The 15975-nt window shown below is 47.1% G+C and carries 15 protein-coding genes and 1 tRNA gene; 12 read left to right on the forward strand and 4 right to left on the reverse strand.

Features of this window, described 5'->3' with window-relative positions:
* Positions 1 to 78 precede the first annotated feature (78 nt).
* From ABC765_RS03680 to ABC765_RS03690, 3 genes are all read left to right on the forward strand, one after another.
* Positions 79 to 714, forward strand: a complete 636-nt coding sequence (locus ABC765_RS03680; protein ID WP_347980737.1) for a phosphatase PAP2 family protein — start codon at positions 79 to 81, stop codon at positions 712 to 714.
* A 59-nt stretch (positions 715 to 773) separates the two neighbouring features.
* Positions 774 to 862, forward strand: a tRNA-Ser gene (locus ABC765_RS03685).
* A 444-nt stretch (positions 863 to 1306) separates the two neighbouring features.
* Complete coding sequence (locus ABC765_RS03690; RefSeq protein ID WP_347980738.1) at positions 1307 to 3079, forward strand: oleate hydratase; 1773 nt, start codon at positions 1307 to 1309, stop codon at positions 3077 to 3079.
* Positions 3080 to 3201: 122 nt separating this feature from the next.
* On the opposite strand, the gene ABC765_RS03695 is transcribed toward ABC765_RS03690, so the two are convergent.
* Positions 3202 to 4377, reverse strand: coding sequence for a phosphoglycerate dehydrogenase (locus ABC765_RS03695; RefSeq protein WP_347980739.1), 1176 nt, complete (start codon positions 4375 to 4377; stop codon positions 3202 to 3204).
* A 12-nt stretch (positions 4378 to 4389) separates the two neighbouring features.
* Positions 4390 to 5472, reverse strand: a complete 1083-nt coding sequence (serC, locus tag ABC765_RS03700) for a 3-phosphoserine/phosphohydroxythreonine transaminase (RefSeq protein ID WP_347980740.1) — start codon at positions 5470 to 5472, stop codon at positions 4390 to 4392.
* A gap of 312 nt (positions 5473 to 5784) precedes the next feature.
* On the opposite strand from serC, the gene ABC765_RS03705 reads away from it, so the two are divergent.
* Complete coding sequence (locus ABC765_RS03705) at positions 5785 to 6405, forward strand: histidine phosphatase family protein (protein WP_347980741.1); 621 nt, start codon at positions 5785 to 5787, stop codon at positions 6403 to 6405.
* Positions 6406 to 6506: 101 nt separating this feature from the next.
* Here the strand turns inward: ABC765_RS03705 and ABC765_RS03710 are convergent, their stop codons facing one another.
* Positions 6507 to 8930 carry a cation-translocating P-type ATPase gene (locus ABC765_RS03710; protein WP_347980742.1) on the reverse strand — a complete coding sequence of 808 codons (2424 nt, stop codon included), beginning with the start codon at positions 8928 to 8930 and terminating at the stop codon, positions 6507 to 6509.
* A gap of 107 nt (positions 8931 to 9037) precedes the next feature.
* On the opposite strand from ABC765_RS03710, the gene ABC765_RS03715 reads away from it, so the two are divergent.
* A complete protein-coding gene (locus ABC765_RS03715) occupies positions 9038 to 9340 on the forward strand; it encodes a hypothetical protein (protein ID WP_347980743.1) in 303 nt (100 codons plus the stop codon).
* Here the strand turns inward: ABC765_RS03715 and tnpA are convergent.
* Positions 9312 to 9746, reverse strand: coding sequence for an IS200/IS605 family transposase (gene tnpA / locus ABC765_RS03720; RefSeq protein WP_347980744.1), 435 nt, complete (start codon positions 9744 to 9746; stop codon positions 9312 to 9314). The two genes, ABC765_RS03715 and tnpA, sit on opposite strands and share 29 nt — an antisense overlap.
* Before the next feature lie 64 nt (positions 9747 to 9810).
* Between tnpA and ABC765_RS03725 the strand changes: the two genes are divergently transcribed.
* The 7 genes from ABC765_RS03725 to ABC765_RS03755 all read left to right on the forward strand — a co-directional run bounded on the left by ABC765_RS03725 (position 9811) and on the right by ABC765_RS03755 (position 15972).
* On the forward strand, positions 9811 to 11067 hold the full coding sequence (locus ABC765_RS03725) for a transposase (RefSeq protein WP_347980745.1): 1257 nt from the start codon (positions 9811 to 9813) through the stop codon (positions 11065 to 11067).
* Between the two features lie 190 nt (positions 11068 to 11257).
* The gene (locus tag ABC765_RS03730) at positions 11258 to 11575 is read left to right on the forward strand and encodes a hypothetical protein (protein WP_347980746.1); all 318 of its coding nucleotides are present in this window, start codon (positions 11258 to 11260) and stop codon (positions 11573 to 11575) included.
* 14 nt (positions 11576 to 11589) lie between these two features.
* Positions 11590 to 12315: a ribonuclease H family protein gene (locus ABC765_RS03735; RefSeq protein ID WP_347980747.1), complete on the forward strand. Its 726-nt coding sequence runs from the start codon at positions 11590 to 11592 to the stop codon at positions 12313 to 12315.
* Between the two features lie 508 nt (positions 12316 to 12823).
* The gene (locus tag ABC765_RS03740; RefSeq protein WP_347980000.1) at positions 12824 to 13381 is read left to right on the forward strand and encodes a transposase; all 558 of its coding nucleotides are present in this window, start codon (positions 12824 to 12826) and stop codon (positions 13379 to 13381) included.
* Positions 13381 to 14277 carry an IS3 family transposase gene (locus tag ABC765_RS03745; RefSeq protein WP_347953351.1) on the forward strand — a complete coding sequence of 299 codons (897 nt, stop codon included), beginning with the start codon at positions 13381 to 13383 and terminating at the stop codon, positions 14275 to 14277. Before ABC765_RS03740 ends, ABC765_RS03745 begins: the two co-directional genes overlap by 1 nt.
* A 474-nt stretch (positions 14278 to 14751) precedes the next feature.
* Positions 14752 to 15204, forward strand: coding sequence for a MarR family transcriptional regulator (locus ABC765_RS03750; RefSeq protein WP_347980748.1), 453 nt, complete (start codon positions 14752 to 14754; stop codon positions 15202 to 15204).
* A gap of 51 nt (positions 15205 to 15255) precedes the next feature.
* Positions 15256 to 15972 (forward strand): phenylalanine--tRNA ligase beta subunit-related protein, encoded by a 717-nt coding sequence (locus ABC765_RS03755; protein ID WP_347980749.1) that lies wholly within the window; start codon positions 15256 to 15258, stop codon positions 15970 to 15972.
* Positions 15973 to 15975 lie beyond the last annotated feature (3 nt).

Here is a 15975-nt window from a genome sequence, read left to right on the forward strand (position 1 = left end):
GCGGATTAGGCATTGGTAAAGGGATGAAAAAATAGTAAAATATTATCTTAGATGCAAAGTTTTGAGAGGATTTTGATTATGAAAAAGTCGCGATGGATTGATTTTGGCGTTGTCTGCGGTTTGTTTTTTCTGGCTTTCATGTTTGCCGTTTTGCGTCATGATTCCCAGATCAAGACTATGGACCAGGCTGGGTTTGCTTTAACGCTGCCAATTACCGCCGTGAAGACTCGCGCCATGCTTTTTATCACCGCATTAGGCTCGCCCCAGTTTCTAGGGCCGGTAACGCTGGTAATGATGCTGATTTTATGGTGGAAAAAACAGCTTGGCAGCAGCATGTGGTATGGCGCGATGCAGTTTGTGGGCTATCTGCTGGTAATTTTCTTTAAGACCAGCGTAATGCGGCCACGTCCCGCTCATCGATTAGAAAAGATCGGCGGCTACAGCTTTCCCAGCGGTCATACCTTTGCAACCGTAATTTTTGTCCTAACGATTTTGGCTTTGCTTTGGCCGCACCTCAAGTCAAACTGGAGCCGACTGCTTGGCGGGATGCTTGGCGTCTGCTGGATCTTGCTGATTATGTATTCGCGCGTCTATCTGCACGTTCACTATGCCAGTGACGTCTGGGCCGGCTTGCTGCTGGCGCTTTGCTGGTGGCTGATTGCCAATTCGCAAAAAGAACGCTTTATGAATTGGCTTGCCGAAATTCAAAAATAATTACTGATCACTCTTGTCAAATCTGTAAAAATTCGCTATACTAGTTAGCGTTGACTTATGGAGAGTTGGCAGAGTGGTAATGCACCGGACTCGAAATCCGGCGAACCCGTGTTGAGCGGGCGCGCAGGTTCAAATCCTGTACTCTCCTTTTTCAGAGACATCTATAACTGACTAGAAACCCCAAAGCCTTGATATGATAGGTTTTGGGGTTTTAGTAATTATTGGAAATTAAAAAGTTGGGATACCTGATAGACACCTAATATGGTTATTCAAAATCAGGGACTGTTTTGGGAGCCCTTGCAGAATTTATTCATTAATTAGTTTAAGGGCTAAAGTCTAAAAGCACAGAATCGCGAAATCTTACCGCCGTTCTGTGCTTTTTGCTCTAAAACAGAAAAATGCAATTGTTCATTAACAACAATGCCAGTCTGAGCTGCTTTTTTGGACGATTTCTGCACATTTTAGTTAATCTGATTCATCAATAGACAGATCGGCAATCTGAACTTGTTCCAATATTTTGTAAGCGCTATACTAAACGTATGAACTGATGTTATCGCTTTCGCAAGGATTATTTTACACTGGAGGGGTTTTTATGTATTATTCCAACGGTAATTATGAAGCATTTGCACGTCCTCGCAAGCCTGAGGGAATCGAACAGAAACACGCCTATATTATTGGCGGGGGACTGGCTGGTTTGGCAGCGGCCGTCTTCATGGTTCGTGATGCTCAGATGCCTGGCGAAAACATTCATATCTTAGAAGAGCTGCCGGTTGCGGGTGGCTCATTGGATGGCGAGAAGCGTCCTGGCGTTGGGTATGTCATTCGGGGTGGCCGTGAAATGGAAAACCACTTTGAATGTCTCTGGGATATGTACCGCTCAATTCCTTCACTGGAGATTCCAGGCGCTTCTTATCTGGATGAATACTACTGGCTGGACAAGGATGATCCCAACTCGTCAAACTGCCGCCTGATTCATAATCGCGGTGATCGGGTACCTAGTGATGGCAAGTATGGTGTCGAGAAGTTTTCAAAATATATCGTCAAGCTGGTTTTGACTTCAGAAGATGAATTAGAGGGCAAAACGATTGGCGACTGGTTCCCAGATGAATTCTTCGACACCAATTTCTGGATGTACTGGTCAACCATGTTTGCCTTTGAAAAGTGGCACTCCTTGATTGAAATGCGGCGCTACTGCATGCGCTATATTCACCATATTGATGGCCTGCCAACGCTGAGTGCCCTGAAATTCAATAAATACAACCAGTATGAGTCAATGACTAAGCCAGTCTTGGCATATCTGCAGGATCACAACGTCGACATTCAATACGACACCGTGGTCAACAATGTTTTGGTTGATACCAGCAATGACAAGAAGATTGCCAAAAAGATTCTGCTGACCAAGGATGGCAAGGATGAAGAAATCGTCTTGACTGACAACGATTATGTCTTTGTTACCAATGGCTCAATTACCGAGAGTTCAACTTATGGCGATCAGAACACGCCGGCACCGATCACGCACAGCTTAGGGCCTAGTTGGAAACTGTGGGAGAATCTTTCCTATCAGGATGCCGATTTTGGTCACCCCGATGTCTTCTGCAAGAACGTTCCCGACCGTGCCTGGTTCATCTCGGCTACGGCAACGCTCAAGAACCGCAAGCTGGCGCCATACTTTGAACGGCTGACCAAGCGCAGTCTTTATGATGGCAAGGTCAATACTGGTGGGATCATCACGGTTACCGACTCGAACTGGATGCTGAGCTTTACGATTCACAGACAGCCGCACTTTAAGGACCAAAAGCCGGATGAAACGGTTGTCTGGATCTACGCACTTTATTCCGACACGGAAGGCAACTACATCAAGAAACGGGTCGTGGACTGCTCAGGCAAAGAGATCACTGAAGAATTGCTCTACCACCTGGGCGTTCCGGTTGACGATATTGAAGGCTATGCGGAAAACGACGTCAATACCGTACCAGTCTACATGCCTTACGTTACCAGCTACTTCCAGCTGCGTAAAAAGGGTGATCGGCCGGCAGTCGTGCCAAAGGGGTCGCAAAACCTGGCCTTTTTGGGCAACTTTGCCGAATCGCCAACCCGCGACACGGTCTTTACCACGGAATACTCGGTTCGGACCGCGATGGAAGCTGTCTACACGCTCTTTAACGTTGATCGCGGCGTTCCAGAAGTCTTTGATTCCGTCTTTGACATTCGCCAAGAGCTGCGGGCACTGTACTACTTAAGCGACAAGAAGACGTTGCCGGAGATGGATCTGCCGGTGCCAAAGCTGGCTGCCAAGACCGCGCTGCGCAAACTGAAGGGAACCTGGATCGAAGAAATTCTCAAAGAGCAGCACCTGCTTGAATGATTGAAGCAATTTATATAACCAGAACGTCAAAAGACCACCAGCACTGATCTGCGGGTGGTCTTTTGCTATTGAGTAAATAAATTAAGCTAAATGATCAGACTTATGGCTGCTGATTGAGTAGACTAGTCGTGATGAATCAAGCGGACGCGGGTGATGGCATCGACTTGGCTTAACCGGTCAATCACTTTTTGTGCGGTTGCCGGCGTGAGGCTCGAAACGTCCAGCATCGTATAGGCATAGCCGCCTCGCGAACGGTTGACCAGATTTTCAATGTTGATGCCTTCATCGGCCATAAACGTCGAAATCTGCCCCAGCATGTTAGGGATGTTTTGGTGAATCAAGGTAAAACGATCCGGGCTGGCAAACGGTGCGGCTACATCTGGCAGGTTGACCGAGTTTTTGATGTTGCCGGTTTCCAGATAGGTCATGATTTCATGAGCCGCAATCTGCGCGCACTTGACTTCGGCTTCAACCGTCGAGCCCCCGATATGCGGCATGATGACGATATCAGGATTATTCAGAATCTGAGCCTCGCTAAAATCAGTGTAGTATTTTTTCAGCGTACCGTCAGCCAGGGCTTTTACGGCAGCGGTATTGTCAACGATTCCCAGTCGCGAGTAGTTAAGCAAAACGGCGCCGTGCTTGAAGTGCTTTAATTCTTCCGTGCCGATCAGTCCAGTGGTTTCTTCGTTTTTAGGAACGTGAACCGTCACGAAATCAGCGTCCTTAATGGCATCAGTGATCGTTTGCGCACGCTTGACCTGACTATCCAGCTGCCAGGCCGATTCAACGGAAAGATATGGATCATAGCCGATAACGTCCATGCCCAGATCAACGGCAGCGTTGGCAACCAGCGAGCCCACGTGTCCCATGCCAATAACGGCGATGCGCTTGCCCAAGAGCTCAGTCCCGTTGAAGCTGGTCTTCTGTTTTTCGGTTCGCAGCGTAATATCGGCACCAGGCTTGGCGTTGGCACTCCATTGTACGGCAGCGATGATGTTCCGGCTGGCCATGATCATCGAGGCGACGACCAGTTCCTTGACGGCGTTGGAATTGCCGCCGGGCGTGTTGAAGACGACCGTGCCGTTTGCCAGTGCCTTGTCCAAGGGGATGTTGTTAAAACCGGCCCCACAGCGCGCGATGACTTTCAGACTCTTGGGAAATTCATGATCATGCATATCCACGCTGCGAATCATGTAGGCATCCGGCTGCGCCTCGGGATTGTTGATCTGATAGTCAGCCGTAAATTCATCAAGTCCGGCTTGGGCAATAGCGTTATACGTTTTGATCTGATACATGAAAGATTCCTCCTAGCGATTCTCTTTTTCAAACTGCTGCATAAAGTCGCATAGAGCCGCGACGCCTTCATATGGCATGGCGTTGTAGATGCTTGCCCGCATGCCGCCAACGAGCCGGTGACCTTTTAGATTCAATAGACCGTGTTTTTGGGATTCTTTGATGAATTTGGCATCCAGCTCGCTGTTGCCGGTTACGAATGGCACGTTCATTAACGAGCGATAACGAGGATCGACGTTGTTTTTAAACAGCTTGGAGTTATCCAGACAATCGTACAGCAGCTGAGCCTTCTTACGGTTACGGGCATCCATGGCCTTGAGACCGCCTTGCTCATCGATCCACTTTAAGACCAGGCCCGCCACATAGATCTGAAAGACGGGCGGCGTGTTGAGCGCGGACTTTTTAGCAGCCTGTTTGGTGTAGTCGAGCATGCTTGGCAGTCCCTTGACATGACCCAGCAGCGATTTTTTCAGAATTACGATCGTGACGCCAGCGGGAGCCAGGTTCTTTTGCGCCCCGGCATACATCAGGTCGAATTTTTCAAACGGGTAGTCTTGACCCAAGAAGTTGGAAGAAAGGTCGCCAACCAGCGGCGTTCCATCAGTTTCCGGCAGTTTTTGCCAAGCCGTGCCCATGATGGTGTTGTTGGTCGTGATGTGTACGTAGTCATAGGTATCTTGGGGAATGGCCGGTACTTTTGGCAGCGTGGTGTAGTGCTGATCTTTGGAAGAGGCCAAAACGTCAGCCTGAACGCCGTTGATCAAGCGTGCTTCCTCAACGGCGCGTTCTGACCAGTGACCAGTATCGATATAGGCGGCGTGATGGTGCTGATAGGCAAGGTTCAATGGTACGGCCGTAAATTGCGTGGTACCGCCGCCCTGCATGAACAAGACGTCATATTCCTGATCATCCAGATTCATTAATTTGTAGATGCGAGCTTTGGCATCCTCATAAACGTCGACGAACAGCTGGGAACGGTGCGAGATTTCCAGAATGCTCATGCCAGAATTGTTGAAGTCTAATAATTCGGCCTGAACTTTTTTCAAGACTTCTTTGGGCAGCACAGCGGGACCAGCAGCAAAATTATAGACAGTCATTGTCATTCCTCCAAATCTTAAACTAAAAAAGCACCCACTTGATTAAGTGAGTGCCCTTCAAATTCAGTTTTGGATTTGAATTGACCTCACTTATCGCGAAGGCCAACGCAAAATATGGCCTTCTAAATCAAGGAAGACCATGATGAGGAAACCATCAGTGCAAATTCAAAATTATTCAACAGCATGTTCAGTTCCCTCCTCATCAAATTATTATTTATCGTTAACAAAATTATAATCTGATTGCAAAAAAACGTCAATAATAAATTTGATTCTGGTATAATGACCAAAAACCAAAGTCGAAAGGAAAAGAATATGACCGAATTTTATATCGTTCGCCATGGTCGCACCTTTGCCAATGCGGCCGGGCTTAAGCAGGGAACCATTAATACGCCGCAGACCTATCTGACTGATGAGGGACGGGCGCAGGCGCAGCTTTTGGCCCAGAATTTTGATCTGCGTGATTTTGACGCGCTTTATGTTTCGCCTTTGGAGCGTACCAAGCAGACCGCGGCAATTCTAAATGAGGAGGCACAGCTGCCAGTCATCGAAGACAGGCGGTTACTGGAGATTTCTTATGGCGACTGGGATGGCCGGCCCAATGATGATCTGATGAATCAATATCCAGAATTGTTTTCGACGTTTGTCAAGGATGTGCGCCCTGAATATGCTGCCGTTGCTCATGGCGAGACGTTTGCGCATGTTGAAGAGCGCGTTCAGAACTTTATTAAAGACGTTACGGCTCAGCATCCCGACGAGCGAGTCGTAGTCGTTACGCATGGCTTTACGGTCCGCTCGTTTGCTGCCAGTGCCACGCATGCGCCAGGCTTGACGATTCTGGAGCCGGAAAACTGCAGCGTTACTAAACTGATTGTTGAACCCAACACGCTTGAGCAGCATCTGATCTACTACAACCGTTCCACTCAAGGATTCTAAGTTATCAAAAAGACGGATCACGCGTTATGCGGGACCCGTCTTTAATTGTTTGATGACAGCCGTCAAAATGGTTGGCGAAACTGCTGGAAACGTTGCTCGGCTTATTTTTGCATAGCGTGTTTAGGCTTTTGACCAAGATTGGCAAAGAAGTGTTCGTAAATCAGGTCCGTCCAGCGCGTCAGGTGCGTCAGACTTGAATCGCCCGTCAAAGAGAGGACAAAGGCAAAACCCAGAGCTACCGCCGAGACGTGGTCGATGCCAAACAGACTGCCAAACAGCGATGCGCAGACCAAAAGCCCCATGATGCAGCCATAAAAGATGATGCTGCGGAACTTGTTGAGCGGATGACAGATCTGGTAGAGCACCATGAAGCCAACTGCGGCCAGAATCATGGTTGAGGCTGTTGAGATGTCTTGGCGGCTGAGACCAAACAGAGCTCCACAGACTACGATGACGCCGACGGTAAACATGTCGGTAATCCCACCAGGCAGGGCGCGGCGTAAAACGTTGGGCAGAAACTTGCCGTGGATGCGCTGATGATTGGTTTCCAATGCCAGCAGGAATGAAGGCGTCCCAATCGTAAACAGACTGATCAGCGTGATGTGGGAAGGATCGAGCGGGTAGTTGAAGGCGAAGATCAGTGTAAAGATGGACAGGAGCAGTGAGAAGATGTTCTTGACCAAAAACAGACTGGCTGAACGTTCGATGTTATTGACAACCTGCCGTCCCTGGGCCACGACCTGCGGCATTTTGGCAAAGTCAGAATCAAGCAGCACCATCTGAGCGGCATTCATGGTGGCCTCGTTGCCTGAAGCCATGGCGATGCTGGTGTCGGCACGCTTCATGGCCAGAATGTCATTGACGCCATCACCGGTCATGGCGACGACCTCACCTTGCTTTTGCAGAGCAGTGACGAATTTTTGCTTTTGATCTGGCGTTACTCGGCCAAAAACGGTATAGCGCTGCAGGGCCCCTTCATATTCGTCATCGGCCAAGGTAGCAGCACTGACGCAGTTTTGCGCGCCTTCGATCTGTGCCTGCTTAGCAACGCTGGCAACCGTTAGTGGATCGTCGCCTGAGATAACCTTGATCTTGACGCCTTGTTCGGCAAAGTAGCGGAAGGTGGCTGGAGCAGTCTTGCGAACGGGATTTCTCAGCAAAATGAATCCTAATGGGGTAACCGGCGCACTGAGACTGGCTTTGGTCAGCTGCCCTTGATACTGTCCAAATACCAGAACCCGGAAGCCTTGCTTGGCATAGGGCTCGAACTCGCTGCTAAACTTGGCGGCACTTTCTCTTAACACCATTTCCGGCGCGCCTAAGACGTAGCTTTCATTGCCAAAGCCCACGCCCGAGTACTTCCAAGCTGAGCTGAACGGCACGATCTGATCCGCCTGGCGTCCGCTGCCCTGTGTAAAGTATTCTTTCATGGCTTTCATCGTTGAGTTGTCACCAGGCATGGCCGCGCAAAAATCACTGATCAGACTGCGCAGCTGATTTTCATCAACCTGTGCCTGCTGAGCAGAAAAGAAGCGCTGGACCTGCATTTGATTTTCGGTGATCGTTCCGGTTTTATCAACGCAAAGCACCGTCACGCGGGCCAGCGTCTCAATGCTTTTCATGCTGTGCAGCAAGACCCGCTGCTGCGCCAGTTTCATGGCACTCAAAGCCAGTGCGACGGTTGCCAATAGATAGAGCCCTTCTGGAATCATACCGATCAAGGCTGCTTCCATAGAAACGATGCTTTGTTTGAGCGGATTGCCATTATGCACGTATGATTCATAAAACAGCGCGGCACCAATTGGAATGATGATGATGCCGACGAATTTGATCAGCCGATTGAGTGATTTGATCATGGCTGATTCTTCGGTCGTATCCATTTTTTGCGCCTTGGCTGTCAGCTTAGCCGCATATGAATCGGCGCCGACATGCATCAAGCGTACGCGCGCCAAACCGGAAACGACAAAGCTGCCTGACATCAGACTGTCGCCGGGATGCTTAGTGATCTCATCGGCCTCCCCAGTCAGCAGCGACTCATTAACGTTGAGCGAGCCGGTTAAAAGCTGGGCGTCGGCTGGAATCTGCTGGCCGGTTTTCAGTTCGATGATGTCATCTAAAACCAGTTGATCAGTCGGCAGCTGAATCGCTTTGCCATCACGAATTGCCGTCGCTTTGGCAGCATTCAGCACTGTCAGTTTTTCCAGCACTTTTTTGGATCGTAATTCCTGGATAATGCCAATGACGGTGTTGGCGATGATGACTGGCAGAAAAGTCATGTCCTTAAATGAGCGAACTATGACCAATAAAACGGCTAAAACGACGAAAATCAGGTTAAAAAAAGTAAACGTGTTGCTGTAGATGATCTGCCGCGTGGTTTTAAAGGTTGTATTGATTGCGGTGTTGGTCAAGCCTGCCTGGGTCCGCTGCGCCACCTGATCTTTGGTTAAGCCGGTATCAGGAGCGGCATTGAAGTGCTCGATCTGTTCATCTTTAGCGTCTGCTGATTGTTGATGATGTCTGCGCATACAATCATCCCTTTCTGCTTTAATTCTAATTTTATTTTAGCATTCTTTGCGATTTGGTACGGTTACCTTTAAGATAAATTAAGAACGATTTTGAGAGGATGGTTGATATGTGCACAGAACCGACTTTTGAACGTGGTGCAATCACGTTTTTTAGCGGCCGGCTAACGCTAAAAGAAGCCATGGCAATTTTTGCCCACATGCCATATGAATTGGATTACGTTAACAAAAATGATGAATATGTCTGGTATTCGCCCAACCCGTGGCGCGACAACGACCGGCTGCAGAAACGCTTGACGCATTCGGTGCTGGGCTGTCATCCTAAGTCCGTGCAGCCGCTGGTCAAGCAGGTTTTAATTATGTCTAGCCGAAAATTCCGTGACTTTAGTCGTGGGATGGATAGGCTTCCTTAAGACGTTCTTTTTGAAGCGCATTGTATTTTTGATTATTGATGTAGTTTCCTACGACGTCTTTGCTCATATTGCCAAGCGTACTCATGTAGTAGCTAGGCGACCATAAATGTCCACCCCAATATTCAGATTGTCGAATTTTTGGATGTCGTTTGAGAAAAATTCCTTTGAGCGCCTTGCTAGGTGGAAAACTGATCAGCACATGAACATGATCCAGGATGACTTCCAGCTTTTCCATCACAATATCGTTATCTTTTGCAACCATTCGCAATATGTCTTTCATTTCATCGGCTAGTTTTTTAGTAGCGAAGGTCTGGGGACGATACTTGGTTGCCCAGATTAAATGGTAATGGAAATTATAGATATAACGGCGAGTATAAACTGCGTCTTGAATCTTTTCTTTAGTCATTAAGAACACCTCAATCGTTATAGTCATTAGCTGATGATATAATCCAATTAAAGGAGGTGAAAAAATGAAGTCAATGGCACAGTTAGAATATCATTATGGATTGAAGGTTCGCATCTATCCGAGTGATTACCAGAAACAAATAATCAAGGTTAACAGCGATGCCAGTCGTTTCGTCTATAATGAGATGGTTGCGATCGGTAAAGAGCTCTGGCAATTAAACCGAGTAAAACTGTCGATTGATACGGTTCAAGATCGGATCCAACAGCTAAAGCTTCGTCAAAACGCTAAGCAGATGTCAAATCATTTCCAGTTTTTAGAAGATAAGCGTATTGACAGTCTTGCTAAGGCTAATGCCATTCAAAACTATCACAAGGCTTGGAACGCTTTTCGCAAGATTCATGAAGCCGGTGTGCCAAAATTTCATCGTAAAAGCTATGCCTGGCGATACCAGACCAACTGTCAATATCCAAAACAAAAGACGGCCCGGCTAGACAACGGTACCGTCTGCTTTGAAGACCATAAACATATTGTGGTGCCCAAACTAGGACGTTTGCGGATCAAAGGCGCTCAGCAGCGACTATTGGATCGTCAAGGCGAAACACGCATTGGTACGGTAACCATTTCCAAAGATGCTGCCGATCGATTCTTTTTGTCGCTGCAATTAGGTTCGGATACACCGTTTGTTCCTAAGCTTAGCCGCACTAATCGGCAAATTGGCATTGACCTAAACACAGAAAACTTTCTGACTGCCAGTAATGGTCGAACCATCGCTAACCCACGCTACTATCGAACAATCAAGGGAAAATTAGCTAAAGCACAGCGCACTCTTTCACGCCGCCAGCGCCGGGCTAAAAAAGAGCAGCGTTCCTTGCGAGAAAGCAAAAACTACCAGAAGCAGCGCTTGTTAGTCGCTAAGATCCATGCACGGGTATTTGACCGCCGCCATGATTTTCTCCAACGCACGTCTACAGCACTGATCAAGAACCAAGATCTCGTTGTAGCCGAAGAATTGAGGAGTAAGAATCTGCTAAAAAATCATGCCTTGGCAATGAGCATCAGTGATGTTGGCTGGCGGTCTTTCTTGGGGATGTTGTCATACAAAGCCGACCTTTATGACCGTCAATTTATCACGGTCAGCCCTAAAAACACGACCCAAACCTGTTATGACTGTGGCTTTGTAATGGGAAGTGACGGAACCGAAAAGCTGACACTGGCAGATCGTGAATGGGTATGTCCAAAGTGCCATGTTCATCATATCCGTGATTACAATGCAGCACTGAATATTTTAGAAAAAGGGCTCCAGAAACAACAAAAAGCCTAGTCAAAAAGCTAGGCTCATTCCTATGGCAACCTGGGAATGTAAAAGGCATTGGTAATTAGATGATCACTGCTCAAGCAACTGCGGCTGTTTGAGTAAATCGTCCGTATCTATGCAAATTGTGGTTCGGATACTCAATACAGGGGTGTTTGCCCACAAGCCATCGACTTTAGCCGATGGTGGTTGACAAGCTTTGCATACCGGCACAAAAGATGTGGTTGAATCGCCACAGGTTATTGGCGGTCATCGTGTTTTGATTCGCTATTATGCAATTCGTGATGCTCAAAATCAGTACCTGGGAGCGCTACAGGTTACCGAGGACGTTGAGCGGATCTGCGAGCTTTGCGAAGCCCATGATTTTGAACATGGGATAGTTGATGGTAAAATAATTGATGGCGTATCGGCGGCTTCAATCCATGCCAATCGTTTGCAAAAAGGCGAGCAGCTTGCCGACATCCAGACGCCGGACAAGACGCAGGACGCGGTTTCTGGCGCTTCAGTAGAACAATAGCAGGGGGAATTGATTTGGCTTCAAAAAAGTTTTATGCCGTGCGCCGTGGCAAAAAGCCCGGCATCTACACCAGCTGGCCGGAATGCCAAAAACAGGTTGCTGGCTTTGCTAATGCGCGCTTCAAGGGATTTATGACCAGAGAAGAGGCTTTGGCATGGCTGCAGCAGCCGGAAAAGAGCAAGCCGCGGGCCGTCAAGCATGCAACGCAGACCAGCCTGGATCTATTCGGCGAAGAACAAGGCCCCCGATTTATTCCGACGATCGTTTTTTATACAGATGGCGGTTCACGCAATCATGGCAATCGACGGGGCGATCACGTTCACCAAGATGATCTAGCAGCCTGGGCCTATCTGATTCGGTTTGAGGATGGTTTAAAAATCACCGATACGGCTGGTGAATTGGGTGCTACCAACAATCGCATGGAGGTCATGGGGCTTTTAAAGTGTCTGCAGCGTCTGCTTGAGTTAAATCTGCAAAACGAGCCGATTGAAGGTATTCTCGACTCGCAATACGTTTTAAATGCGATCAATAAAGGGTGGCTGTATAGTTGGGTACGGCGCGGCTGGAAGACTTCTGGCGGCAAGCCGGTTGCCAATCAAGAACTTTGGGCCGAGGTAAGCGTGCTGCTGCCAAAATTCAAGCAGCTGCGCTTTAAATGGACCAAGGGACATGCCAACAGTCACGGCAACGTTACGGTCGATCAGCTGCTGAATTCAACGATGGACAATCTTAAAGTTTAAATTTGATTAAAATAAAACTCGTTTGGTCGCGCGTTATGGCGGATCAAACGAGTTTTTTACAGTTTTACTGGCGAAATGCGGCGATCAAAGAGACACAAACCAGATCGTGACCGCCAGCGCTTTTTAAGTAGCCAGGCTGAACTTGACGCAGCCTTGGACAGAGACGTTAAGCTGCTCAGTGTTCTGTGCAGTCTTGCTTACAGTTTTATGCAAAAAAATCTGTATAAAACATATGATGAGAAAATCATTACCTACTTTTTTCAAAAAAATGATGCATAGTAGGTAAAAAATAATGTATATCGGATTTGGTTTCCCTAACTTTACCTACAATTTAACAAAAAATACAGATTAGTAGGTAAATCACAAAATTGGTCAATTCCAATCATCCCCAAAATATGCATTTTTACCTACGATTCGGCAAAAAAGAGCGTAAAGTAGGTAAAATTCGCCAGAATGAAGTGGACTACAATTACCGGACAAAGAGTTTAGTAATTGCAGGTGATATTTTATGAATATATACAGTCCAGAGTTAAAAAGCAAAATCGTTCATGAATACCTTGAACGCAAAAATGATATCAGTATTAGCGAATTAAGCAGGCAATATGACATTGATCCTCGTCGGGTTGGCGAGTGGATCCGCAACTATCGGCTTCGAGGAAAGATCATTACCCAACCCAACAAACGAAAATTCAGTCAGAAGTTCAAAGAAGATGTGGTAGACTACTATCAAACTCATGAGGAAACCTTGGAACAAGTTGCCGCAAGATTTGATGTACGTCCTACTCAGGTCAGCTCCTGGAAAAACACGGCTCAAAGATACGGCAACGAAGCCTTGGCATCTCAGAAAGAGAAGGCAGCGAAAACCATGGAGCATAAGCAAAAAGAAACACAACAACTGACGAAGGAAGATCGTAATAAGCATGAAATGGCGGCTGAAATCGCCCGCTTAAGAGCCGAACTTGATAAAACCAAGAAGGAGCTCTACTACGCCAGAATGGATCGTGACATCGCAAAAAAAGTCCAAGCTCTGGTCAAGGCCTCAGCGTCAAAGCCAAAACGAAAATAGTGACCGAGATCAGAGCATATCAAAAAACACTTCCCAAAGAGCGGCGTTATAAGATTGGCGATCTGTTAGCACGAATCGATCTGAAGCGCTCATCTTATTACGATGAATGCGAACGTATGAAAAATCCATATGATAAATACGTCAACGTCAAAAAACTAATAATGGAAATCGCCCAAAGCTACGTTGTCCGCGATCGCTATACCGCTGGCTATCGGCGCATTCAGAAGAAACTGGATCAGCGTAACGCTCATTTAGCTGGCGAAACCATCCGTAAACTAATGGCTCAGTTGAAGGTTCAAGTCGCAATCTATAATCAGAATCGCAACGGCAAGTATTCCTCATATCGCGGAACCGTTGGAAAAACCGCCAAGAACCTGCTTAAGCAAAAGTTTGATGAAACCCAGCCTTATAAAGTCATTCACACCGATATCACGCAGACCCAACTGGCTAATCAACAAAAAGTTTATATTTCAGTAATGGTTGATGAGGGCACCAAAGAAGTACTGGCCTGTCAGATCAGCGACCATCCAAATCGTAAACTAATCACTGATACGCTTGATGAATTATTGCAAAACCTGCCTGATAATGCCCGGCCGATCATTCATTCTGACCAAGGGTGGCATTACCAGCTGCCTTACTATACCCAAAAACTAGCCGATCATCACTTTACCCAAAGCATGTCGCGGAAGGCTAACTGCCTCGATAACGCGCCAGTAGAAAGCTTCTTCCATCTTCTAAAGACTGAACTGCTCAATGGCCGTCCCCTTGTTCGTGACATCGAGGAATTCAAGCGCCTGGTAAACGGCTATATTATGTTCTTCAACAATATTCGTATCTCTTTAAAAACAGACGGTCTGAGTCCAGTTGAATATCGCAATCAACAGTTGGCCGCTTAATTTTAAAAGTTTGTCCGGATTTTCTCTTGCACTTCAGAATGAGTATACAGCTACCTACTTTTTGCCAAAAATCGGTGCAAAGTAGGTAATTTCAGTTTTTGCGACCGCTGCCGAGCTGATTTTCTTCACAAGTCCAGCCGCTTTGTACTCAAAATGATTTTATTGAGTGAACTTTTTGGCAGGTTGGCACTCATTAGAGTTGATCAGTGATTGATATGTATAAATAAAAAAAGCTATCAGATGACGATTCCCCGCAGTTTAAAGAAACGGAATCGCACCAAATAGCTGGTAGTCAAGAAAGAAGTGAATGTCGGCACTCCTTACGGTTAATTATATTACTATACTGCCGTGTAAAAGAAAACCCCTAATCTGAAATTTTATAAGAAAATTCGTGAATAATTTTCATGTTTTGGTTTAAAGTTGCAATTACAACCGATAATCGATATAATCTTGAAAGAGAAAGGGGGGAAAGCTTTGATCGATGTATTACGCGAGATGGGAATGGCATCACGAGCCTTGGATGCCATGGCCAACGCTGAGTTTAAGAAGCTGGATCTGGCACGCGGTCAGTTCGTATATCTGGTTCGAATCTATGAGCATCCTGGAATTATTGCACGAGATTTGGCAAAATTAATCTTGATGGATAAAACGACGATTGCCAGGGCAGTTGCCAAGCTGGAAAAAAACGGCTTGATCATTCGGCGTTCTGATCCAACCAATCACCGCATCAAGCGAATGTACGTTACGAAAAAAGGTGCTGAACTGTACCCGTTTATTATTCGTGAAAATGAGCATTCCAATGAGGTGGCGTTACAAGGCTTTTCTCCCCAGGAAGCTGAACAGGCTCATGACTACCTGCAGCGGATGCGGCAAAATCTGGAAAAAGACTGGGATTTTGTTAAGTCGGGCGGTCAAAGAGACTATTAGCGGTGTTGGACGTATATAATAAAGATATTTGATTATGAAGGAGTTTTTCTTATGAAGCGTGTCGTAGTAGATGACAATTTTTGGGAAGTCTTTCCAGAAGCGCAGATTGCCGTGATGTACGTTGATGGCATCGACAATCATGATACTGATGAAAACAAGGCGGAACGAGCTGAACTGTTAAAGCAGGCGACTGCCGAATCAGCCAAGTTCACCAAAGAAGAAACCTTCCGTGAAAATCCAGTCGTTGCTCAGTGGCGTGATGCCTATGCTAAGTTCCCTAAGCGTAAAGGCGCCCGGGCATCGATTGAGGCGCTGTTGAAACGAGCCAGCCAAGGACACGTGTTTGAGCCGATCGAGCCATTGGTTGACGTCTACAACAGCATCTCACTGCGCTATGGCGTTCCGGTTGGCATTGAAGACCGTGACAAGATTGCCGGTGACATGCATCTGGGCAAGGCTAAAGGCGGCGAAAGCTTCCAGCCGGTAGGTGCCGACAAGGATGATCCGGCTCGGGAAGGCGAGATCATCTATTATGACGATGAGGGTGCGGTCTGCCGCAGTCTAAACTGGCGTGATGCTCAACGCACGATGCTGACCAGTGATTCTAAAAACGTGGTCATCGTTATGGAAGCAGTTAATGAAGATCAGATTCTACGGACGCATGAGGCGATGGATGAGCTGCAAAAGCTGATTGAACACTACTTTGGTCAAAAGCCGAGCGCGCCACACTACCTGACCAAAGAAAATCCGATTGCCGATGTGGACTAGGTG

The sequence above is a fragment of the Limosilactobacillus sp. WILCCON 0051 genome, from assembly GCF_039955095.1.
GTDB lineage: Bacteria > Bacillota > Bacilli > Lactobacillales > Lactobacillaceae > Limosilactobacillus > Limosilactobacillus allomucosae.

Coding starts and splice junctions, on each gene's coding strand:
- ABC765_RS03695 (WP_347980739.1), bottom strand. CDS start 4,377: ATGTATCAGATCAAAACGTATAACGCTATTGCCCAAGCCGGACTTGAT.
- ABC765_RS03690 (WP_347980738.1), top strand. CDS start 1,307: ATGTATTATTCCAACGGTAATTATGAAGCATTTGCACGTCCTCGCAAG.
- serC (WP_347980740.1), bottom strand. CDS start 5,472: ATGACTGTCTATAATTTTGCTGCTGGTCCCGCTGTGCTGCCCAAAGAA.
- ABC765_RS03710 (WP_347980742.1), bottom strand. CDS start 8,930: ATGCGCAGACATCATCAACAATCAGCAGACGCTAAAGATGAACAGATC.
- ABC765_RS03705 (WP_347980741.1), top strand. CDS start 5,785: ATGACCGAATTTTATATCGTTCGCCATGGTCGCACCTTTGCCAATGCG.
- ABC765_RS03755 (WP_347980749.1), top strand. CDS start 15,256: ATGAAGCGTGTCGTAGTAGATGACAATTTTTGGGAAGTCTTTCCAGAA.
- ABC765_RS03725 (WP_347980745.1), top strand. CDS start 9,811: ATGAAGTCAATGGCACAGTTAGAATATCATTATGGATTGAAGGTTCGC.
- ABC765_RS03740 (WP_347980000.1), top strand. CDS start 12,824: ATGAATATATACAGTCCAGAGTTAAAAAGCAAAATCGTTCATGAATAC.
- ABC765_RS03680 (WP_347980737.1), top strand. CDS start 79: ATGAAAAAGTCGCGATGGATTGATTTTGGCGTTGTCTGCGGTTTGTTT.
- tnpA (WP_347980744.1), bottom strand. CDS start 9,746: ATGACTAAAGAAAAGATTCAAGACGCAGTTTATACTCGCCGTTATATC.
- ABC765_RS03715 (WP_347980743.1), top strand. CDS start 9,038: ATGTGCACAGAACCGACTTTTGAACGTGGTGCAATCACGTTTTTTAGC.